The 21431-nt window shown below is 56.7% G+C and carries 16 protein-coding genes; 10 read left to right on the top strand and 6 right to left on the bottom strand.

Annotation, left to right across the window (positions count from 1 at the left end; translation table 11 throughout):
- Positions 1-51: 51 nt before the first annotated feature.
- Entirely contained in the window at positions 52-3255 is a 3204-nt protein-coding gene (locus THINI_RS19470; protein WP_002710230.1) for a phosphorylase b kinase regulatory subunit alpha/beta, read from the top strand.
- Entirely contained in the window at positions 3252-4259 is a 1008-nt protein-coding gene (gene glk, locus THINI_RS19465) for a glucokinase (RefSeq protein WP_002710229.1), read from the top strand. Before THINI_RS19470 ends, glk begins: the two co-directional genes overlap by 4 nt.
- A gap of 4 nt (positions 4260-4263) precedes the next feature.
- Here glk and glgX read toward each other — a convergent pair whose 3' ends face one another.
- Together glgX and epmB are read right to left on the bottom strand one after the other, a co-directional pair.
- Positions 4264-6336, bottom strand: coding sequence for a glycogen debranching protein GlgX (gene glgX, locus THINI_RS19460; protein WP_002710228.1), 2073 nt, complete (start codon positions 6334-6336; stop codon positions 4264-4266).
- Positions 6337-6532: 196 nt separating this feature from the next.
- Positions 6533-7588, bottom strand: a complete 1056-nt coding sequence (gene epmB / locus THINI_RS19455) for an EF-P beta-lysylation protein EpmB (RefSeq protein WP_002710227.1) — start codon at positions 7586-7588, stop codon at positions 6533-6535.
- A 39-nt stretch (positions 7589-7627) separates the two neighbouring features.
- On the opposite strand from epmB, the gene efp reads away from it, so the two are divergent.
- The 6 genes from efp to THINI_RS19425 all read left to right on the top strand — a co-directional run bounded on the left by efp (position 7628) and on the right by THINI_RS19425 (position 13405).
- A complete protein-coding gene (gene efp, locus THINI_RS19450) occupies positions 7628-8197 on the top strand; it encodes an elongation factor P (protein ID WP_002710226.1) in 570 nt (189 codons plus the stop codon).
- Positions 8194-9114 (top strand): EF-P lysine aminoacylase EpmA, encoded by a 921-nt coding sequence (gene epmA, locus THINI_RS19445; RefSeq protein ID WP_002710225.1) that lies wholly within the window; start codon positions 8194-8196, stop codon positions 9112-9114. Before efp ends, epmA begins: the two co-directional genes overlap by 4 nt.
- Positions 9115-9149: 35 nt before the next feature.
- Entirely contained in the window at positions 9150-9482 is a 333-nt protein-coding gene (gene yajC / locus THINI_RS19440) for a preprotein translocase subunit YajC (protein ID WP_040841138.1), read from the top strand.
- Positions 9483-9549: 67 nt separating this feature from the next.
- The gene (gene secD / locus THINI_RS19435; RefSeq protein ID WP_002710223.1) at positions 9550-11403 is read left to right on the top strand and encodes a protein translocase subunit SecD; all 1854 of its coding nucleotides are present in this window, start codon (positions 9550-9552) and stop codon (positions 11401-11403) included.
- Between the two features lie 12 nt (positions 11404-11415).
- Positions 11416-12363, top strand: coding sequence for a protein translocase subunit SecF (secF, locus tag THINI_RS19430; RefSeq protein ID WP_002710222.1), 948 nt, complete (start codon positions 11416-11418; stop codon positions 12361-12363).
- 163 nt (positions 12364-12526) lie between these two features.
- The gene (locus THINI_RS19425) at positions 12527-13405 is read left to right on the top strand and encodes an IS982 family transposase (RefSeq protein WP_002708892.1); all 879 of its coding nucleotides are present in this window, start codon (positions 12527-12529) and stop codon (positions 13403-13405) included.
- Positions 13406-13408: 3 nt separating this feature from the next.
- Here the strand turns inward: THINI_RS19425 and THINI_RS19420 are convergent, their stop codons facing one another.
- Both THINI_RS19420 and THINI_RS19415 read right to left on the bottom strand, forming a co-directional pair.
- Positions 13409-14389, bottom strand: a complete 981-nt coding sequence (locus tag THINI_RS19420) for a calcium/sodium antiporter (protein WP_002710221.1) — start codon at positions 14387-14389, stop codon at positions 13409-13411.
- Positions 14390-14535: 146 nt separating this feature from the next.
- Positions 14536-15321 carry a DUF2189 domain-containing protein gene (locus THINI_RS19415; protein WP_002710220.1) on the bottom strand — a complete coding sequence of 262 codons (786 nt, stop codon included), beginning with the start codon at positions 15319-15321 and terminating at the stop codon, positions 14536-14538.
- Between the two features lie 202 nt (positions 15322-15523).
- Between THINI_RS19415 and THINI_RS19410 the strand changes: the two genes are divergently transcribed.
- Positions 15524-16870 carry a patatin-like phospholipase family protein gene (locus tag THINI_RS19410; protein WP_002710219.1) on the top strand — a complete coding sequence of 449 codons (1347 nt, stop codon included), beginning with the start codon at positions 15524-15526 and terminating at the stop codon, positions 16868-16870.
- A gap of 25 nt (positions 16871-16895) precedes the next feature.
- On the opposite strand, the gene THINI_RS19405 is transcribed toward THINI_RS19410, so the two are convergent.
- Together THINI_RS19405 and THINI_RS23795 are read right to left on the bottom strand one after the other, a co-directional pair.
- The gene (locus tag THINI_RS19405; protein ID WP_002710218.1) at positions 16896-17786 is read right to left on the bottom strand and encodes an ATP-grasp domain-containing protein; all 891 of its coding nucleotides are present in this window, start codon (positions 17784-17786) and stop codon (positions 16896-16898) included.
- 19 nt (positions 17787-17805) lie between these two features.
- Entirely contained in the window at positions 17806-18960 is a 1155-nt protein-coding gene (locus THINI_RS23795) for a DUF6174 domain-containing protein (protein WP_002710217.1), read from the bottom strand.
- 261 nt (positions 18961-19221) lie between these two features.
- Here THINI_RS23795 and THINI_RS19395 point away from each other — a divergent pair, with 261 nt between their 5' ends.
- On the top strand, positions 19222-21411 hold the full coding sequence (locus THINI_RS19395; protein WP_002710216.1) for a hypothetical protein: 2190 nt from the start codon (positions 19222-19224) through the stop codon (positions 21409-21411).
- Positions 21412-21431 lie beyond the last annotated feature (20 nt).

Here is a 21431-nt window from a genome sequence, read left to right as displayed (position 1 = left end):
TATGGAACATTTCTTGCTAGCATAGGGGGATTCCCACTAGCGAAAATCTGTATGAACCTATCCCTCGACCAACTTGAGCGCTACTACCGGCAGGTAACCCGCATCATCCTCTCCCGGCAGCACCCGATCACCGGGCTGCTGCCCGCCAGCACCGCCATCACCGCGCACGGCGATTACACCGATGCATGGGTACGCGACAACGTGTACAGCATCCTCGCCGTCTGGGGTCTGGGTCTGGCCTATCGCCGCCTCGACGAAAGCGATGGCCGCACGGTGCTGCTGGAACAGAGCGTGGTCAAGCTGATGCGCGGCCTGTTGCTGGCCATGATGCGCCAGTCTGCCAAGGTGGAGCGTTTCAAGCTGACGCAAAACCCGCTCGACGCCTTGCACGCCAAGTACGACACCGGCACCGGTATCCCCGTCGTAGGCGATGATGAATGGGGTCATCTGCAACTCGATGCGACTTCACTATTCCTGCTAATGCTGGCGCAAATGACCGCCTCCGGGCTGCGCATCATTTTCACCATTGATGAAGTCAATTTCGTGCAGAATCTGGTGCACTACATTGGCCGCGCCTACCGCACCCCTGACTACGGCATCTGGGAACGCGGCAACAAGATCAACCATGGCATTGCTGAAATCAACAGCAGTTCGGTCGGCATGGCGAAAGCAGCGCTGGAGGCCATGAACGGTTTCAACCTGTTCGGCAGCGGCGGCGGGCAAGCCTCGGTGGTGCACGTCGTGCCCGATGAAGTGGCACGCGCCCGCATCACGCTCGAATCCACCCTGCCCAGCGAATCCCTGTCGAAAGAGGTCGACGCTGCCACCCTCAGTATCGTCGGTTACCCTGCCTTCGCGGTTGAAGACGCAAATCTGGTCGCAGCAACCGTCGGTGAAGTCATCAGTAAGCTGGAAGGCCGTTACGGCTGCAAGCGTTTCCTGCGCGACGGCCACCAGACTGTGATCGAGGATCACAACCGGCTGCATTACGAACCCGAAGAGATGTTGCAGTTCGAGCATATCGAATGCGAATGGCCGCTGTTTTTCACCTACCTGCTACTGCACCACCTGTTCAGCGGCAATGAAGAGCAGGCGAAAATTTACCGCGACAAGCTGGAAAGCCTGCTGGTCGAACGTGACGGCGACCTGTTGCTACCGGAACTGTACCGGGTTCCGGCAGAGCGCATTGAAGCGGAACGCAACAACCCCCGCAGTCAGGAGCGAGAGCCTAACGAAAACGTGCCGCTGGTGTGGGCACAGAGCCTCTACATCCTCGGCGCATTGGTGCAGGACGGCCTGCTCGACGTAGCCGACATCGACCCGCTGGGTCGCCGCCTGCGGGTAGGACGCAAGCGCGGACGCCGTGTGCAGTTTGCCCTGCTGGCCGACTCGCCCAGCATCAAGGTGCGGCTGGAGGAACAAGGCATCAAGGCGGAAACGCGCAACGAAGTTTCACCGGTCATCATCCACGAAGCCACCGCGCTGGCGGAAGCCTATTGCCAGCTTGGCCGCAATGATCGCCTTGGCCTGAGTGGCCGCCCCCTCCGCCATTTACGCGGGCTGGCAACCAGCGTCGTCTATACCTTCGAAGGCCAGCGTATGCTGTTCCAGCCACACTTCATCAATCAGCATGATTTCTATCTTGGCCTCGATAACGCCATGTTGGTCGAACGCTTGAAAATGTTACTGGCCTATGTCAGTAAACAATGGGACGCGCCGGGGCGGCCACTGGTGGTGCTGGTTGTCACTGACCGCATGCTGACGGCGGAAGGCAGCCTGGCCTTGCTCGAATTCATGGATCAGTGCCGCGAAGGCCAGGTCGGCGGCACACCCGTACAGCTTGGCCGCGTGGCAAGCTTTCTGCCAACTGCCGGGCGCGAACGTATTGATACCCTGCACGGCTACCAGTTTCCGGAAGGTAGCGGCGAGGAAGAAGAACGCCCCTGCTTTACGCTGCTGCCGGTCACGGATAACGGAACCGGCACGGAAATCATTTCATCAGTACCCCTTGAAACGCTGGGCGATGCAGACCTGATTACGCTGATGACAACACGGGCAGACTTGCAGATACAGTTCGACGCCCTGCGTCAACTCGCCACCCGCCATGGGCTGGATTTCGAGACCGGCCTGTGTGATCTGGAAAACCACCCCGCACGAGTTGCTGACTTGCTGGAAGAGGTCTACATGCGCGCCTGTGAGGAGCGTTGCTGGTACTTGATCCGGCTGAGCGCGGCGGTGTTGGGCAAACATGACATCAATCTGGAAGGCGCGGCCACCGAGATTGTGGTGCATCAGAAGGCGCTGAGCGTGTCGCGTTCCTACAGCAGCCGCTCGACTTTCCGCCGTCCGATGGGTGCCGACATGCTGATGCAAGCCATTTGCGAATTTAACCCTGATGACCTGCGAGCCCAGATCCTGACCCAGGAACTGATCCTCTATCTGGGCCTGATGTTGCGCTCGCATCCGGAGCTATTCGACAACATGCCGCTGATCCGCACCGGCCAGTTGCTGCAACTGATTGCGGTGCGCTTAAACCCTGCAACACGTCTCTCAATCAGTCAGGCGATGGATGAACTGATGAATATGGCTCCGCACCGGGTCGCCCGGGCGGTACGCGACGTACTTGAACACTATCAGGATGCCCATGACTCCCTGACACAACTGGAGCGGATGCATGTTGCGTCCGATTCCGGCGGCATGGTCACGGTGCAGTTCGACAGCAGTATGAACCCGGAACTGACCTACTCGGCGGACTGGCACGAGTGGCGTTCGAATCAGGGCAAGCTCGGGCGTTACAGCGACAGTTTCTTTGAAGGCGTGTGGGACATTGTTAACCAGACGCATGGGCTGGTGATCGGCGACCAGTGGAACACCAAACTACGTCTTGCCCACCGTCTGTGCGCCGACATGACGCGCGGCGAAAAGCTCTTCCGCGATCGTGTCACGCATATCCTCCACAAGACACCCGCGCCGGATAGCCTGAAATTGTATGGCGAGGCATTACAGGTGCTGATGCTGGTGATGCGCAACAACCCGCAACTGCGCATTGAGGACACCGTGTATCTCGATGTCCTGATTGGTCATGCAGTACGGCTAGCCTGGTTACAGCGACAGCCGCAAGCGGCAGAGGACTATGACCAGTACCGGGCTGATGCGTGGAAAGCCTTTTATCTTAGCCCACCGTCAGACGTGGCCAATCACATCATGACTGCGCTGGTTTACCTGCTTAACAGCGACGCAAAGGAGGCGGTATGAGTTACGTACTCGCGGGAGACGTGGGCGGAACCAAAACGGTTCTGTGCCTGTATCAGGTGGCTGACGACAACTCTGTCGGCGGTTCCATGGAAGAGATTTACAAGGCAGTCTACCCCAGTGCGGGGCATGAGCGTTTCAGCGACCTGATCACCGCTTTTCTGGCCGAAGTGACGCAACGGCCTGAACGCGCCTGTTTCGGCATTGCCGGGCCAATACAGGATCAGTGCTGCACAGCCACCAACCTGCCGTGGGTAATAGATGCGCGTCAATTGGCTGAGGAATTTGGCTTTGCGGATGTATACCTGCTCAACGACCTTGAGGCTACCGCTCACGGCATGTTGCATCTATCCGCTGATGAGTTCGTCGAGCTGAATCCGCAAGCCATGCCACAAGCCGGGCACGCCGCAGTGATTGCAGCAGGAACAGGTCTGGGGCAAGCCATCATGGCCTGGGATGGCCAGCGCCATATCGTCATGCCGACCGAGGGCGGGCATTGTGATTTCGGCCCCAACACCCGTCAGGAAGATGCCTTGCTGCTGTTCCTGCGCGAGCGCTTCGGCGGCCATGTCAGCGGTGAACGCATACTGGCGGGTGATGGTTTCGGCAACCTGTATGATTTCCTGCGTACATCCGGTTTTGCAGCGCCGAATCCGGCGATTGAGGCGGAAATGGCGAACGAAGACCGCAATGCCGTGATCAGCCATCATGGGCTGGCAGGCGATGATCCGTTATGCACTGAAGCCATGCGTTTGTTCGTGCGTATCTACGGTAGCGAAGCGGGCAATCTGGCGTTGAAATGCCTGCCACGCGGCGGCATTTACATCGGCGGCGGCATTGGCCCCAAGATTCGGGCAGCGCTGGAAAGCGGCGTGTTCATGCAGGGTTTTCTCGACAAGGGGCGGATGGCGCGTGCCATTGAACATGTTCCGGTGCGACTGTCGCTGAATCCGGAAGCACCATTGCTTGGGGCGGCGCACATGGCTCTGCTCCGTTCCCAAGGTTGATGCTTCAACGTAATTCCAGCACCACGACACAGCGCCCTCCCACCTTCAGCCTTGCCGTACTGACGGCGGGTTGCTCGCCGGGTTCATAAACCCCCGGTGCAGCACTGGTATCAACGGCAAGATGCCATTGCTTGCCGGGAAATGACGGCAAGGCAAATGTCTGGGCTTGCTCCGCCATGTTCAGCGCAATGTGCAACGCGGATGCATTCGGCCCGATACCCGCAAGGGTAAAGGCAAGATACCGGGCCTCCGGCTCATCCCAGGGCGCTGCGTTGAGTTTAGTCCCATGCCAGGCAATATCGGGCACGGCATTGCCGTTTCCGGGCTGCCCTGTAAGGTAACGGGAGCGGTTCAGGCTCGGGTGGCGGCGGCGCAGCCGGATCATGCCCTGCACGAAAGCGAGCATGTCGGCGTTACGTTCCACCAGATTCCAGTCCTGCCACGACAGTGCATTGTCTTGGCAATAGGTGTTGTTGTTACCCTGCTTACTGGCCAGTATCTCATCACTGCCGTGCAGCATTGGCACACCTTGACTGAGCAGCAGGATGGCGACGAAGTTTTTCGCCTGGCGGCGGCGCAGCCGGTCGATACGCGGGTCATCGGTTGGGCCTTCCACGCCGTAATTGGCGCTCAGATTGTGGTTGTGGCCATCGCGGTTATCCTCGCCATTGGCCTCGTTGTACTTGCCTGCATAGCTGACCAGATCCCACAGGGTGTAACCGTCGTGGCAGGTGATGAAGTTGATCGAGTTCCACGGCAAGCGCCCGCGTGACCCGTACAGGTCGCTGGAGCCGCAGATACGGGTAGCGACTTCCGCCACCAGCCCAGCATCGCCACGCACAAAGGCACGGATCACGTCGCGGTAGCGGCCATTCCATTCCGCCCAGCGAAAGCCAGGGAAGTCGCCCAACTGGTACAAACCAGCGGCATCCCAGGCTTCGGCAATGATATGGGTGCGGCTCAGGAACGGCGACAGCTCAATATGCCAGAGCATCGGTGCATGGTACTGGGGGTTGCCGTCCTCGCCGCGCGCCATGGCGCTGGCCAAATCGAAGCGGAAACCATCCACATGCATTTCTTCCACCCAATAGCGCAGCGCATCCACCAGAAAACGGCTCACCATCGGGTGATTGCAGTTCACTGTGTTGCCGCAGCCGGTGTAATCCCGATAGCGGCTGCGGTCGATGAAATCGAGGTGGTAGAACATTTCGTTGCCGAGCGCCTTGAAATTGATGGTGGGGCCAAGTGGGCTGCCTTCGGCAGTATGGTTGAAGACGACATCGAGGATCACGCCTATGCCCGCCCGGTGCAGGGCCTTGACCATATCGCGGAACTCATTACGGGCGCGTGCCGGTTCCACCGCGAAATGCGGGTGAGGTGCATAAAAGCTGTGAGTGCTGTAACCCCAATAGTTGCTTAACCCCAGCGCAGCCGTTGTGGGCGGCAAATCCTGCCGGTCGAAGGCCATCACGGGCATCAGCTCCACATGGGTAATACCCAGCGCCTGTAAGTAAGGAATCTTTTCGATGACGCCAGCATAGCTGCCGGGATGCCCCACCCCGGACGAAGGATGCCGGGTAAAGCCACCCACATGCATTTCATAGATGACTGACTCGCTCAGGGGGATGTACAGCGGGACATCGCCTTCCCAGTCATAGCAGTCAGCATTGATCTGGGCACGCATGGCGTAAGCCGTGTTGTCGCCGGGGCGGGATGCCCGTTCACGGTTCCATAGCCGGTCGCTGACCGTGGTGGCCCAAGGATCCAGCAGCGCTTTTTTCCCATCGAAACGACAGCCAGTTGTGCGGGTATCGCCCGGACCGTGGGCACGCCAGTTGTACCAGGTTCCCATCGGCAGGTCGATCACCAGCGCGTGCCAGAAGAAGAAGGTGCGATGTGTACCCGGGTCCAGTTCGATGATCTGGAACGGTTCCGTGCTGTCATCGCGCTCGAACAGCAGGAGTTCCAGCCGTTCCGCGTGGCGGGAAAAGACGCAGAAATTTACGCCGTCGGCGGTGAGGGTAGCGCCGCCATGGTTCCAGCTTCCAGGGGCGACGGGGTAACCGGGGTGCGCCATCGTGTGCTCCAACTACAGGCAAGGGAAATGGATGGGGTATCTCATGGGTAGATTGTATAAACATCCGCGTCACTACGCGGGATGAAATATTAACCAGACAAGAGTATTCAGTTTCTCAAGCCTTATAAACACCCACATCGTCATTCAGTCATCAGCTACCCCAACTCAGCCTCGGCGTGAATGCCTGTACGGGTCATTAGCCAAATACAGGTGTTTTCGCCTTCTCCCCCGCCACTTCCCGCACCAGCTTCGGCACAAGGAAGCCTGGTAACTGCTTGCGTATGTCACCTATCAACCGCATGGCTTCAGCTTCCGCCACCTCAAAATGCGCTGCCCCCGCCACCCGGTCGAGCACATGGAGGTAATACGGCAACACCCGCTGCGCAAACAGGCTTTCGCTCAATTCCACCTGCGCCCGCACACTATCATTCACCCCACGCAGCAACACCGCCTGATTCAGCAGCGTAACCCCCGCCTCATGCAAAGCCACCAGCGCGCCATGCACATCCCCCGCCGCCAGTTCCCGCGCATGATTAGCATGGATCACCATCACCTTCTGCTGCGGAATTTGTTCCAACAAACGTAAAAATCCGCCGTCAATCCGCGACGGCAACACCACCGGCAAACGCGAATGGAACCGCACCCGCTGCACATGCGCAATCTCCCGCAACTGCCGGAATAACACCGCCAGCCGCTCATCCGACAGGGTAAGCGGGTCACCCCCGCTCAGGATCACCTCCCGCACATCCGGGTTGGCGCGGATGTAAGCCAACGCCCCTTCCCATTCCCCCCTGACCGGATTGGAATCGCTGTAGGGAAAATGCCGCCGGAAACAGTAACGGCAATGCACCGCGCACGCCCCCGTCGTCACCAGCAGCACCCGCCCGTGGTACTTGTGCAGCACCCCATCCGCCACCACCGAATGCTGGTCGCCGACCGGATCGTGGTTGAACCCTTCCACCACCTGCAATTCCTCATCCAGCGGCAACACCTGCCTCAGCAGCGGATCATTCCAGTCGCCCTTTTCCATTCGGGCAATATAGCTGTGAGGCACGAGAAGCTTGAACGGGTTGGAAGAAGCCTCTCCTAGCCTCCCCTTATCAGGGGAGGAACAAGAACGTTCTTCCAACCCTAAAACCCGCATCAATTCCTGCGGATCACGCACCGCACCCGCCAGCTCACGCTGCCACAGCGATACTTTCGCAGGTAAAACATTTTCTACCTGATTTTTTACTTGAATTCCGGTTATCATAGCGGGCTATTTTGATCAGACGATTTTTGGAGATGGACCATGGCCACCTACGGCGCAAACGACTTACGTGTCGGCGTGAAGATTATCATCAACGGCGACCCTTACACAGTAGTGGAAAGTGACTTCGTAAAACCCGGTAAAGGCCAAGCCTTCACCCGCGCCCGCGTGCGCAACCTCAAAACTGGCCGCACCATTGAGCAAACCTTCAAGTCCACTGAAACTGCCGAAGGCGCTGACGTGGAAGACCGCGACATGGAATACCTCTACACCGACGGCAGCGCCTGGACATTCATGGATACCTCCTCCTACGAACAGCTCGAAGCTGGCGAAGCCGCCATGGGCGATGCCGTCAAATGGCTGAAAGGCAACGAAAAGTGCATCGTCACCCTGTGGAACGGCGTACCACTGGTCGTTACCCCGCCCAACTTTGCCGAACTGAAAATCACCCAGACTGACCCAGGCGTGCGCGGCGACACCGCCACCGGCGGCACCAAGCCCGCCACGCTGGAAACCGGCGCTGTGGTCAAAGTCCCGCTCTACATGGAAGAAGGCGAAATCCTCAAGATTGACACCCGCACCGGCGAATACGTTTCCCGCGTCAAAGCGTGAATTTGACCGCACTCAAGGAACGCGCATCCCTGTGCCAACAGGTGCGCGTTTTTTTTGGGCAACGCAATGTACTAGAAGTCGAAACCCCCGCGCTTTCGCAAGCTGGCAACACTGACCCTTTCATCGACAGTTTCAGCGTCAACACCGCCCACGGCCTGCGTTGGCTGCACACCTCGCCCGAATACCCGATGAAACGCCTGCTGGCGGCAGGTTCCGGCGACATCTACCAGCTTTGCAAGGTGTGGCGGCGCGATGAGCGCGGCTCCCGCCATAATCCCGAATTCACTATGCTGGAATGGTACCGGGTCGGTTTCAGCTACCAACAGCTGATGCGGGAAGTCGCCGACCTGCTGCACACACTCATCCCCCACCTGCAAAAACCAGCGCGCTTTTGTACCTATCGTCAGTTGTTCCTTGAAACACTCCATATTGACCCCCATGTTGCCGGAGAAGCGGAGCTTGCTGCCTGCGCCCGTACCCACTGGATCAACATCGACAGCGACATGTCTGCCCAAGGCTGGCGTGATTTGTTGCTGACCCACTGCGTGGAACCGCAATTTCCACCCGACCAGCTGACTTTCATTTACCACTACCCGGCAAGCCAGAGCGCGTTGGCGAAAGTGGAACACAGCGACGGCCAATCGGTAGCGCAACGTTTTGAGGTCTACCTCGGCGGACTGGAGCTTGGCAACGGTTACCAGGAGCAGACCGACGCCGAACAAAACCGCCACATACTGGAACGGGATGCAACGGCACGAGGCAGCGACATCCCCGTCGATGAACGTTTTCTTGCCGCGCTGGAAACCGGCCTGCCAGAATGCGCCGGAGTCGCCATCGGCATCGACCGGGTGCTGATGTGCCGGATGCAGGTGGATGACATTAAACAGGTTATCCCTTTTACGTGGGAGGTGGCATAATGGCCGCCGAAAATAATATTCAAGGAGATAGAAACGTGGACTTTCTGATTTCAAACGCTTACGCGGAAGGCCCAGCTGCTGGCCCGGCTGGTGGTGGTCTGGAAATGATCCTGATGATGGGCGTATTTTTCGCCATCATGTACTTCATGATCATCCGCCCGCAGCAAAAGCGCGCCAAGGAACACAAAACCATGCTGGAAGCGCTCAGCAAGGGTGATGAAGTCGTCACTGGCGGCGGCGTACTCGGCAAGGTTGCTGGCCTTAATGACAACTTCGTTGAGCTGACTATCGCTGATAATGTCACCATCAAAGTGCAAAAACAGGCGATTGCTTCCGTCATGCCCAAAGGCACCATGAAAGGCGCATAATGACTTCTTTCCTACCACCTCATGCCGGGGCGTGTGCGGTGGTTTTATTTTACGGAAACCTATAACAATGAACCGCTATCCACTCTGGAAGTACATCCTGATTGCCATGACGCTGATAATCGGGATTATCTATTCCGTGCCCAACTTTTACCCGCCGGAACCTGCCGTCCAGATCAGCCCGAAAGCTGACCAGCCGATTGACCCGGCCACCATGCAACGTTTTGAGCAGGCGCTTCAGGCCAAGGGGCTGACCATTCGCGCCAGTGAAAACAATGGCCAGCAGGCGCTGTTCCGTTTTGAAGACACCGATGTCCAGCTCAAGGCGTCTGAAGCGCTCAAGGAAGCAGTTGGTGAACAATACACGGTAGCGCTCAACCTTGCCCCTTCCACCCCCGGCTGGTTGCGGGCGCTGAACGCCAACCCGATGTTCCTCGGCCTGGACTTGCGCGGTGGGGTACATTTCCTGATGGAAGTGGACATGAAAGCGGCACTAGACAAGCAGCTCAACCGCTACGAAGACGAATTCAGTGGTTTCCTGCGTGACAAGGACATCAAATACCTAGGGATCTCCCGCGAAGGCGACAACATCGTGGCCAAATTCCGCGACCCGGCCAGCCGTGACGCTGCCCTGAGCGCACTCCGCAACGAATACGGCAACGACCTGCAATTCACCGCAGCAGAAGGCAGCACCGACATTCAGGCCAACGTGTCACCTGTAGCGTTGACCAACATCCAGAAGTTCGCGGTGCAGCAAAACATCATCACCCTGCGCAAGCGCGTCAATGAGTTGGGAGTAGCCGAACCCATCATCCAGCAGCAAGGCGCTAACCGCATCGTGGTGCAGCTCCCCGGCGTGCAGGACACCGCCCGCGCCAAAGACATCCTCGGCGCAACCGCCACCCTGGAATTCCGTTTGGTAGACGAACAAAACGATCCAGCCCAGGCAAAAGCGTCCGGGCGCGCGCCAATTGGCTCGCAACTTTACATGGAACGCAACGGCAGCCCAATCCTGCTCAAGCGTCAAGTGATGCTGACCGGCGACTACATCACCGATGCAGCCTCCGGTTTTGACGAACATGGCCGCCCGGCAGTCCACATCACCCTGGATGGCAAAGGTGCCAGCCGTTTCGCCAAAGTAACCGGCGAAAATGTACAGAAACTGATGGCGGTCGTGTTCATCGAAACCAAGATCGAGAACAAGGAAGTCAACGGTGTGGTGGAAAAGACCAGCAAAACGACGGAGGAAGTCATCAACGTAGCGCGGATTCAGGAACAACTGAGCAAGCGCTTCCAGATTACTGGCCTGGATTCCCCCAAGGAAGCGCGTGACCTCGCCCTGCTGCTGCGTGCTGGTGCGCTGGCCGCCCCGGTCTACATCGTTGAGGAACGTACTGTCGGCCCAAGCATGGGTAAGGAAAACATCGAGAAAGGCTTCAACTCCAACATCTGGGGTTTTGCGGCCGTGGTGTTATTCATGATCATTTACTACCGCATGTTCGGCCTAAGTGCCAGCCTGGCGTTAGGTATCAATGGCTTCTTCCTGTTTGCGCTGCTCTCCATGTTGCAGGCAACCCTGACCTTGCCCGGTCTCGCCGGTATCGCCCTGACATTAGGCATGGCAATTGACGCCAACGTACTGATCAACGAACGTATCCGCGAGGAACTGCGGGCTGGCGCGGCACCTCAGGTGGCCATCAACGCCGGTTACGAACGCGCCTGGGGGACTATCCTTGACTCCAACCTGACCACGCTGATTGCGGGCGTTGCCCTGTTCATGCTGGGTTCCGGGCCGATTAAGGGTTTTGCGGTGGTGTTGTGCCTTGGCATCCTCACCTCCATGTTCAGTGCCGTTACGGTGTCACGCGCGATCGTGAACCTGATGTACGGCTATAAACCACGCCTGCAAAAGATTGCAATTTAAGGGGATAGGGCGATGTTAGAATTTTTTCATTTCAAGAAAGCCATTCCCTTCATGCGGTATGGCAAAATTACAACCACCATTTCACTCGCAACTTTCCTGTTCTCGGTATGGGCACTGTTTTTCTACGGCCTCAATCTGGGGGTAGACTTTACCGGTGGTACGGTGATGGAAGTCCGTTACGCGCAGGCTGCGCCGCTGGACACGATCCGTGAATCCATCAAGGCCAGCGGCGTCCATGAAGCAGCAGTGCAGAACTTTGGTTCTTCGCAGGATGTGTTGATCCGCGTACCACTGAAGGAAGGCGTTTCCAGTGCCCAGCTTAGCGAGCAGATTATGGGCGTGCTGAAAACATCTAACCCGGATGTCGCCCTGAGCAAGGTAGATTTCGTCGGCGGCCAGGTGGGTCAAGAGCTGTATGAAAACGGCGGGCTGGCGTTGCTGCTGGTGGCGGCGGGCATCATTATCTACTTGGCGTTCCGTTTCGAGTGGCGTTTTGCGGTTTCCGCGATCATTGCGAACATGCATGACGTGGTGATCATTCTCGGCCTGTTTGCGTTCTTCCAGTGGCAGTTTGACCTGACCGTACTGGCAGGTGTGCTGGCGGTGCTGGGTTACTCGGTGAACGAATCGGTGGTGGTGTTTGACCGGATCAGGGAAAACATCCGTACCCTGCGTGACACCAGCATTCCGGACATTATCGACAGCGCGATTACCACCACCATGTCACGTACCATTATTACCCACTTATCCACCCAGATCATGGTGTTGTCGATGCTGTGGTTCGGCGGTGAAGCGCTGCACAACTTCGCGCTGGCGCTAACCATCGGCATCATGTTCGGCATTTATTCATCGGTACTGGTGGCATCACCGCTGCTGCTGCTGTTCGGCCTGCAACGTGAGCACATGATTCAGAAAGAACAGAAGATCGAAGGCATGAATGCCGACGGTTCTGTCGTCTAAGCTTCTGTCAGCCATAAAAAAGCCCCCTGTTGGGGGCTTTTTTATGCTGGAAGTGAGAGAGGATTATCCAATTAACCTGAGTTTTGCTTAAGCGGGGCAGGCTTCCGTCCCCATGGTATGTTTGAGATAACCACACCACCAAACAGCCAAAGGAACGGAAGCCATGGAAGACAGCTTACTGGAATTATTCTGCGACATAGACGATTTTTGCCAGCAGTTCGTGCCGGAGTGGAACCGCCGCCAACTGGCCAGCGGTGAACGCCAGCGCCAGCGTACACAGCAGCTGGCGCTAAGTGAAATCATGACGATCCTGGTGTATTTCCACCGCTCCAGCTACCGCTGTTTCAAGCATTACTACCTGTACCAGCGGGACAAGCTGCATTCGGCCTTCCCGGAACTGGTCAGCTACTCCCGGTTTGTTTACCTGACACCGACCGCCTTGATCCCGTTGTGTGTTTACCTGATGGGGCGGCGTGGCGAGCAAACCGGGATCAGTTTTGTGGACGCCACTTCCATTGCGGTATGCCACAACCGCCGTATCCACAGCCACAAAGTGTTCAAAAAGGTGGCGAAACGCGGCAAAACCTCAACGGGCTGGTTTTACGGTTTCAAACTGCATCTGGTCATCAACGACCGGGGGGAGTTGTTGGCTTTCCAGATAACACCCGCCAATACCGATGACCGCGCGCCCGTCCCCAAACTGGCGCGCGGACTGGTGGGCAAACTGTTCGGTGACAAGGGCTACATTTCCAAAAAGTTGTTTGAAACCCTGATGGAACAAGGTTTGCAACTGATCACACGGGTACGCAAAAACATGAAGAACCAACTGCTGCCCCTGGAAGACAAGCTGCTATTGCGTAAGCGGGCGCTGATTGAGACAGTCAACGACCAACTGAAAAATATCTCACAGATTGAGCATACCCGGCATCGCAGCATCGCCAACTTCATGGTCAATCTGATTTGTGGCCTGATTGCCTATACGTGGCAACCCAAAAAGCCGTCCTTGAAATGGGCAATGGAAGAAGTCATGCTCACGGCATAAGGTTTATGCAAAACTCAGGTCAATTACCCCGTAGACCAACCAGCCCGTATACCCCACGTATACACTCAACAGAAGACTGCCTTCCCAATGGGTCAAATGCCCCGGCTTTTTGAAACCATAAACCATAATGAACAAGCCTGCGGTGACTGCCAGCATAATCGGAAAATCACGGGTCAGCACTTCATCCGCAACCGTAATCGGTGCAATCAGCCCGGCAATCCCCACTACAGCTAGGGTATTGAAAAGGTTGGAACCGATAATATTGCCCAGTGCCAAATCAGATTCACCTTTACGGGCCGCCGCAATCGAGGAGGCCAATTCCGGCAGTGAGGTACCAAGTGCAACAATCGTCAGGCCAACAATTAAATCACTAACCCCTAAAGCATGGGCAATCTCAACGGCTCCCCAAACAAGTACCTTTGAGCTAATGACCAACAGCAACAAACCGATAGCCAACCATACCAATGCTGTTTTCAACCTCATTGGGTGGCTTGCCAACTCTTCTTCTACCTCGGCTGACAAAGCATCCTTCCGCCCACGCATCGCCGCATAAATAGACCAACCCATAATCCCGAAAAAAGCCACCAGCAGGATCAGGGCATCCCCACGGCTGATTTCCTTATCCCACAGTAGCAAGCCTGACAGTAGCGTAACCGCCAACAAAATCGGCATTTCTTTGCGGACAATATCGGAATGCACCACGATCACTGCAATGACTGCGGTTATCCCCAGGATCAACGCGATATTCAGTGTATTTGAACCATAAGCATTGCCTAACGCCAACGCAGGGTTGCCCTCCCAAGCGGCAAAAGCGGATACCGTCATTTCCGGCGCTGAAGTACCAAACCCGACAACCACCATCCCAATCAACAGGGAAGGCATCCCCAAATGTTTTGCCGTAGCGGCAGCGCCTTCGACAAACTTGTCAGCACTCCACACCAACACAGCAAGACCCACGACAATAGCAGCCAGCGGTAACAACATACTGTTTTCCTTTGATTCGATCAGATGGGGGAGAATTTATGACATTTTTTGAGGAAGCTTGCCAGAATCCCTTGCTCTACACACCGTTTTAAAGTGAAAGCAAGGAATGCGATGCAGCACGAATGGAGTGATTGATGCCGCCTACCTTATACTGTTGCCACCATATCACGGTAAGCATGCCAACTGGCATAAGAAATCAGTGGCATGGCAATGGTCAGCCCCAAGCTGAAAGGCAGCAAGCCCGCGCCAATGATCAACGCGATAACCGCCGCCCACCCCAGCATCACTTTCCAGTTAGCCAGGATGGCGCGAATACTGGTATTAAGCGCTGTCACCAGACTCACCTTACGCTCCAGCAACATCGGCACAGTCGCCACGCCGGTCACGAACGACACCAGTGCAAACATCAAGCCCACCAGCAGGAATGGCAGGGTAAACAGCAAGCCAATCTTCGTACCCAGCAATACAGCCATGAAACCGGTATACGTTTGCTCCGCCGCCAGCGCTTCCCCTAGGAACACATCCATCACGATAGCAGCCAGACGCAGCCATAACAGCATCATCACGCCCAGGAATGCCGCATACAGCAACAGGTTGACAGCGTTGCGTTTCAGCGCCACTACGGAATGCACGAACCGTACAGGCTTGCCCTGCTCATGCCGATAAGCCAGATCATACAAACCCAGCGCGAGAAATGGCCCCAACAACATGAAACCAGCAGCTTCCGCCATGAAAAAACCGGGGCTGTTAGCGGAAAGGACACTCATAATGATGCCCCCCACCGCGAAAATGAGGCCATACGCCATACTGGACAAGGGGTTTGCCTTCACATCCTCCCACGCCTGCCGTAACCACCTGGGGATGGCGGAAAATTCGACCTGACGCACGGAATAATGCGTAAACGGTTGATCGACATTCAGTAGACCTTGCATCGGCTAACCTCCTTGGGCGTGACATTTTCTGCGTTATTTGATCGGAACAAAATCATCATAGCCTTGAATGGCGAAGATGCAAACAACCCTTACACCCATTTTACAGGAATGCCCAAGCTTTGGGTTGATAAAGGACGCAAATCAAGCGTACACCACCGGCTTGGTGTAACCTATACCTTTATGTTTCCCCAACGCGACAGCCATGCAAAAAGCTCTGCCCATTTGTTTATTTGCCCTGCTGCTGGCGGGATGTTCGGCAGTGTCCCCTCTGTTAAACAAGCCCCTGAAAGCAATGGCGACACCTACCGGCTCTCTCCCTCCGGTCAGCCACCCGGGGCGCGATGACGATCTGGCGCTGATCCTGACCTTTTCCGGCGGGGGCACGCGCGCCGCCGCCCTTTCCTATGGTGTCATGCAGGAGCTGAACAATACCCCCATCCAGACACACGGTCAGGAACACAGCCTGCTGGATGAAACCGACCTGATTTCCTCGGTTTCCGGCGGCAGTTTTACCGCTGCCTACTTCGGCCTGCATGGCAAGCGCATCTTCAACGACTATGAACAGCGTTTCCTGAAACAAACCGTGCAGCGCAGGCTGATCAAAAGCCTGCTGAAACCCAAAAACTGGCTGAAACTGGCACCGGGCCTGTATAACCGTGGCGATCTGGCGGCGGACTATTTCGAGAACAGCATTTTCGGTGGTAAGCAATTCCGTGACATGCGCAAGGATGGCCCGCGCATCGTGATCAACGCCACCGACCTGTCAACCGGCACAGCATTCCCGTTTACCGAGGAAAGCTTCCGCTGGCTATGCTCCAGCCTCGGGGAATATCCGGTAGGCCGCGCGGTAGCGGCATCGGCTGCCGTGCCAGTGCTGTTTTCCTCCATCACCCTGCGCAATTACCCCGGTTGCCAGCCCTACCCACATCAGGATGGCGCACAAGCAACAGAATTCCTGCAATATTTGCGCAAAGACCAATACCCATACCTGCATCTGGTCGATGGCGGTGTCTCCGACAACCTGGGAATACGCTCGCTATTGCATGTGGTGGAAGGCCAAAATGGCAATTTCTGGGACATCATGCAAACCTACGGCATGGCCAACACCCACAGGGTTGCCTTTATCGTGGTGAATGCCGCCCCTGCCATCCCCTCCCACATTGCCCGTTACCGTTCCGACCCAAGCGTGAGCGCCACCCTCAGCGCCGTCACCACCATCCAGTCACGGCGCTACAACCAGGATACGCTGGGCTTGCTGGCCAACCGTTTCGGCGAGTGGGAACAGCAGGTGAAAACAGGGCGCTGCCAGACCCGTCCCACCCCAAACTGCGCGGACATCAACTTTTATCTGGCGGAACTGAACTTCCGGCAACTGCCCCCAGCACAGGCGCAACGGCTGGAACAGCTGGGAACCTCGCTGGAACTGCCCGCCGCACAAGTGGATGAGCTGATTGCCGCCGGGCGCTCACTGCTGCGCCATTCCCCCCAATTTCAGCAATTAGTGGCAGATTTACGGGCAAACGGCAAACCCGCTGCTAACAAGCGCTAGCAAACAGACATTGGAAAAGACGATTTCATTCTGGCAACACACCCAGATAACGCAGCATCGCATCACTCAACGCGCCCGCTGCCACCTGATCAAACCCGGCAAACATCGGGTTGGTGTTGATTTCCAGAAACTGCAACTTGCCAGTCGCAGGGTCAGTCTTGAAATCCGCCGCCGCGAAATCCAGCCCCAGATACCCGGACAGTTGCGCCAACTTTTCCACCAGTTCGCCCGGTGCTTCCGTCACTTGCAACCGGGTAGCGCTAGAGGTGCGGTAATCCAGCGCTTCGGAAAGCACCCGGAAACCAAACCAGGCATCGCCAATACGAAATACCCGCAATTCCGGTTGCTCCAGGCGTTGCTGGACGATTTGCGGATAGGAGAGGATGTTATTGACACTGCCCGCGTGCTTTTCCAGCAGTGAGCAATAGGAGCCACCCGTCACCGGCTTGGTAATCCACGCACCGCTATCATGCAGGGCGTTCATGGCGGGAATGTCATTGCTGACAAAGGTATCCGCCACATGGAAACCCATCTCCATCGCCAGCCGCAACACATAAGGTTTGTTGACCGAACCGCAGGGCAGGAAAGCTCGATTAAAAATACGGATACCGGGTGTAGCCAGCAACCAGCCGGACACCGCGACATACCACTCACGGGCAGCGGCGCTGTCCTGCGTATTGTTGCTTTTCAGGTAGGCAAATACATCCTGACGGATGAAAGCCGCGCTAACAGCGACTTTCCCACCATCATCCAGCAGGCAGTTATTGCGGATGTCCCAGTGCAGGCGTGGCGAACCGGATTGCCCGGTAAGCAGGCAATGCACAGGAATACCGTGCATTGCCGCCCGTTTCAGCAGGCGTACCAGTTGCGGGTCGGTATCCCCGCCCGCGATCAACAATCGGCTTGTCTTGCTCATGCCCGCTTACACCTTGCTTTTATTGGAGTAGTTGATAGCCACCACCGTCTTCTTCGCCGACAGCCTGGGTCGTCACGATAGGGTCATCAACCGGTGGCTTAATCGGCGGGCCAAGATAACCACCATCTTCCTCACCCAGGGCTAAAGTCGTTGCAATGGGTGGTTCAACCGGCGGTTTGATGGGGCCGGGCTTGATACCACCATCTTCCTCACCCAATGCCTTGGTGGTCGCAATCGGTGGTTCAACCGGTGGATCAATGATAACCGGCCCGCCACCGCCATCTTCCTCGCCCACTGCCAAAGTTGTCACTGACGGTTCAGGGCGGAAATTGGTGATGCTGTAACCCATTTCCTCGTCAGCAATTTGCTTGCTCTGGTCGATGTAGATAGAGGTCGGGATGCCATACTGCTTGTCATAGCTCACATCCACCTGCGCCGCGCCACCCTTGATGGCCTGATCGACCAGATTGAACAGTCCATCCGCGCTCAGGTTATAAATCGACTGTTTGTTGGTTTGGCGGTCATCCGGAATCAGCTCCCCCGTATCGGCATATCGGGCAGAGGTCACGCTACCATCACGGACTTCGATATTGATCGGGCGGATGGCGTCACCCCGGCAAAAGCAACTGCGCTGCAAGGTAAATGAATAATCGTCAATCCCTTGTGATTCCCACTGCTTGCGGTTGGCATCCAGCTGGCTTTGCGCATCGGTAAGGCCGGAGCCGTTGATGGCGTCCACATCCTTCTGGGTCAGCTTCTGCCGGGAAATTTCCCCGCCGGTAAAACCACCAGAAATGACCAACTCGTCACCCGCACTCAGTTTGCGGTCACGGTTGTTGTCCAGCACTTCATAATTCAGCTCGCCGAAAATACCGAAACGGTTGCGGATAGCCTGATCCTGATCCTTGTTCAGTTGCAACGGTTGGGGCTGGGATTGTGGTGGCTGCTTGCCCTTTTTGTCCTTCCATTTGCTGATCTGGTCTATCAGTAGCTGGATCAGGTTTGTCAGTGTTTCCTGATTGCCAGAAAAGGGATTTTGCTGGCGTTCCTGGATCGAACCTACTGCGCTTTGGGTAACGGTATTCGCCGTTTGGGACTGGGTAGACGTACTGCTGAGGGTCTGGCCGCCGGACTGAATATCCTTGTAGCCACCTCCCTGTGATATGCTGCTCATGTCATATATCCTCCATGTTGATTGGGTTTGTGCGATTAACGGTTTTCTACGCAGACCATTTTCAGCCTCCCTCCACGCAATCCCGCACAGTGTTCTGACAGAAAGAAGTTTTTTTTGCCTGAGTGGTGGGATGCCTGACCAATCAAACAGTGTTTGCCGCCCTTATATCCCCTTTCACGTACTTGAACCCAAAGCGGTTTTCCTTTACAACACACAAACCCCCACAAATGATCGCACTATATCCCTACAACGGAGGAACCGATGGCTACCCGCGACGAACTCAAAGATCAGGCATCCACTTGCACCGACGCTGCTTCCTGCGCAGCACTGGCCAAACAGGCACTGGCCGAACCTGCCGACGCTGATTACGCAAAAGAATTGCTGGAAAAAGGCGAGTCCTATTGTTCCTTCCCTGATCATTACGTCAGTGTTGCCGAAGGCTATGTAGCGGCGGGCGACAAGGACAAGGCCACCGCGCTGTATGACGAAGCCGCAGGAGCCTGTTTCGACGCCAGCGAAAAAGCGCTGGTCGGTTACAGCATCGCCCTGCACCTCGGCGACAAGGACAAAGGCCGCGCCCTGCTGGAAGAAGCCATTGGCGAAACCTCCAACACCAACCAGTTGTTGACTTATGCAGGCTACGTGCAGGAAGCGCTGCAAGACAACGCGCTGGCGAACAAGCTGTTCGGCAAGGTGACCGGCAACTGCAAAACCATCGCTGACTACCAGAAGCTGGCGACCGACATCAAGAAAGAAGGCAACGAAAATGCCGCGCGCATGGTGTTCAAAAAAGCGGAACCTTCCAGCAACGACACACAGGATGTGGTCGATTACGCCACCGGCCTGAAAGATATGTTCGGTGATGACAAAGCCGTGGAAGATGCGCTGAGTGATGCTGAAGGCGGCTGCATGTTCCCGGCGCAATTCGTCGCGCTGGCGGGCGGTTTCATGAAACTGCTGGGCAACAAGGACAAGGCCGAAGAGTTGCTGGAAAACGGCAAAAACTTCGCCATGAGCGGGCAGGAAAACCTTGACCTCGCCACCGGTTACGCCAGCCTGTTGGGCGACCAGTCCACCGCTGCTGATATGTACAACGTCGCCCTGAACGAATTCAGTACCAAGGATGACCTGCTCAATCTGGCCTCCGCTGCTGCCGCCAACATGGATGACAAAGCCATCGCTGGCAAAGCGTATGACAAGCTCGCCAGCAAGCTCAACACGGTTGCCGACCTCTCCATGCTGGCCAAGGCCGTCAACGACAACCTCGGCGACAAGGACAAGGTAACCAGCATTTACGCCGCTGCCGAAGGCAAAGCCGACACCGCCTCCGCGCTGGTCAATCTCGCTGGCGAAGTCAGCACCACTTTGCAGGACGCCGACAAAACCAACAGCCTCTACGCCAAAGCCGTGGACAGCTGCAAGGTCTTCACCGACAGCGCCAGCGTGCTGGATGCATTGGCAAAATCCACCCCGGATACCGCCCTTGCCGCCAGCGCCCTGAACAAGGCGCTCAGCCTGACCGAAACCAACGCACAAGTACTGGATGTCGCCCAGCGCGCACAGAAACTCGGCAGCAATGACATTGCCATCCAGGCGCTGGACAAGGCCGAAGCCAACGTCAGCTCACTGGACGAAATGCGCAAACTGGCCGCTTCCGCCAAGCAGCTGGCGGCTGACGATACCGAACGCAACAGCCGTATCGCCGACAAGCTTGCCAAGCGTGAAGCCAGCCAAGCGCGTTACATCGAATTCCAGAACCAGGAAAAGACCCTGACCAAATCCAACCAGTTCATTGATCTGGCGGGTAAAGTGGTCGAGGAACTGGACGATAAATCCTACGCCACCCAGTTGCTGACCACGGCGGAAGACAAGATGCAGGCTGCTGGTAGTTTCAGCTTTGCCTCTTATCAGCCATTGATCCTCGCGGTCGGCAATCTGGTCAAGGACAACGCATGGCTGAGCCGCCTGCTGGATCTGGCCGCCAGCAACGCAGGCACTTTCGCGCAGGTACGCAGCCTCGGCGAAACCGTGTGCAAACAGCTGGCCGACAGCGACTTCGGCAAGGCATGGACCAACAAATTCTACGGCGACCAACTGGCCAAACTGGAATCCGGCAATGCCAGCGCGTTTGAATTCAAAAAGCTGGCCAGCGCGGTCAAGGAACACCTCGGTGATGACGCACAGGCGCAACAGATTCTGGACAAGGCCGAAGCCAAGGCTGACAACCTGTTCCACTTCGCCTACCTGGCTGAACTGGCGCAGAAATGGGGCAACAGCGACAAGGCTGCCAGCCTGTATGACAAGGCCGCCGCCGCCTGCAAGGATACCAGCCAGTACCAGCAACTGGCCGGCCTGATGCAATCAGCAGGCGTCGGCGTCAGCGCTGCCGTCAGCAATGCATTGGGTTCCGCAGCAGCGCAGAAGGTATCCGGCAAGGGTCACTACTGGTAAATCGGCATCCCCAGACAGTA

The organism is Thiothrix nivea DSM 5205 (assembly GCF_000260135.1).
Lineage (GTDB): Bacteria > Pseudomonadota > Gammaproteobacteria > Thiotrichales > Thiotrichaceae > Thiothrix > Thiothrix nivea.
The sequence above is the reverse complement of the archived record's forward strand: the minus strand, read 5'-3'. Positions and strand labels throughout refer to the sequence as shown.

Bases quoted from the DNA above. Each gene is read 5' to 3' on its own strand.
- THINI_RS19410 (WP_002710219.1), top strand. From the start codon at position 15,524: ATGCAAAAAGCTCTGCCCATTTGTTTATTTGCCCTGCTGCTGGCGGGA.
- THINI_RS19405 (WP_002710218.1), bottom strand. From the start codon at position 17,786: ATGAGCAAGACAAGCCGATTGTTGATCGCGGGCGGGGATACCGACCCG.
- glk (WP_002710229.1), top strand. From the start codon at position 3,252: ATGAGTTACGTACTCGCGGGAGACGTGGGCGGAACCAAAACGGTTCTG.
- THINI_RS19420 (WP_002710221.1), bottom strand. From the start codon at position 14,389: ATGTTGTTACCGCTGGCTGCTATTGTCGTGGGTCTTGCTGTGTTGGTG.
- THINI_RS23795 (WP_002710217.1), bottom strand. From the start codon at position 18,960: ATGAGCAGCATATCACAGGGAGGTGGCTACAAGGATATTCAGTCCGGC.
- THINI_RS19415 (WP_002710220.1), bottom strand. From the start codon at position 15,321: ATGCAAGGTCTACTGAATGTCGATCAACCGTTTACGCATTATTCCGTG.
- THINI_RS19425 (WP_002708892.1), top strand. From the start codon at position 12,527: ATGGAAGACAGCTTACTGGAATTATTCTGCGACATAGACGATTTTTGC.
- THINI_RS19395 (WP_002710216.1), top strand. From the start codon at position 19,222: ATGGCTACCCGCGACGAACTCAAAGATCAGGCATCCACTTGCACCGAC.
- secD (WP_002710223.1), top strand. From the start codon at position 9,550: ATGAACCGCTATCCACTCTGGAAGTACATCCTGATTGCCATGACGCTG.
- secF (WP_002710222.1), top strand. From the start codon at position 11,416: ATGTTAGAATTTTTTCATTTCAAGAAAGCCATTCCCTTCATGCGGTAT.
- efp (WP_002710226.1), top strand. From the start codon at position 7,628: ATGGCCACCTACGGCGCAAACGACTTACGTGTCGGCGTGAAGATTATC.
- THINI_RS19470 (WP_002710230.1), top strand. From the start codon at position 52: ATGAACCTATCCCTCGACCAACTTGAGCGCTACTACCGGCAGGTAACC.
- epmB (WP_002710227.1), bottom strand. From the start codon at position 7,588: ATGATAACCGGAATTCAAGTAAAAAATCAGGTAGAAAATGTTTTACCT.
- glgX (WP_002710228.1), bottom strand. From the start codon at position 6,336: ATGGCGCACCCCGGTTACCCCGTCGCCCCTGGAAGCTGGAACCATGGC.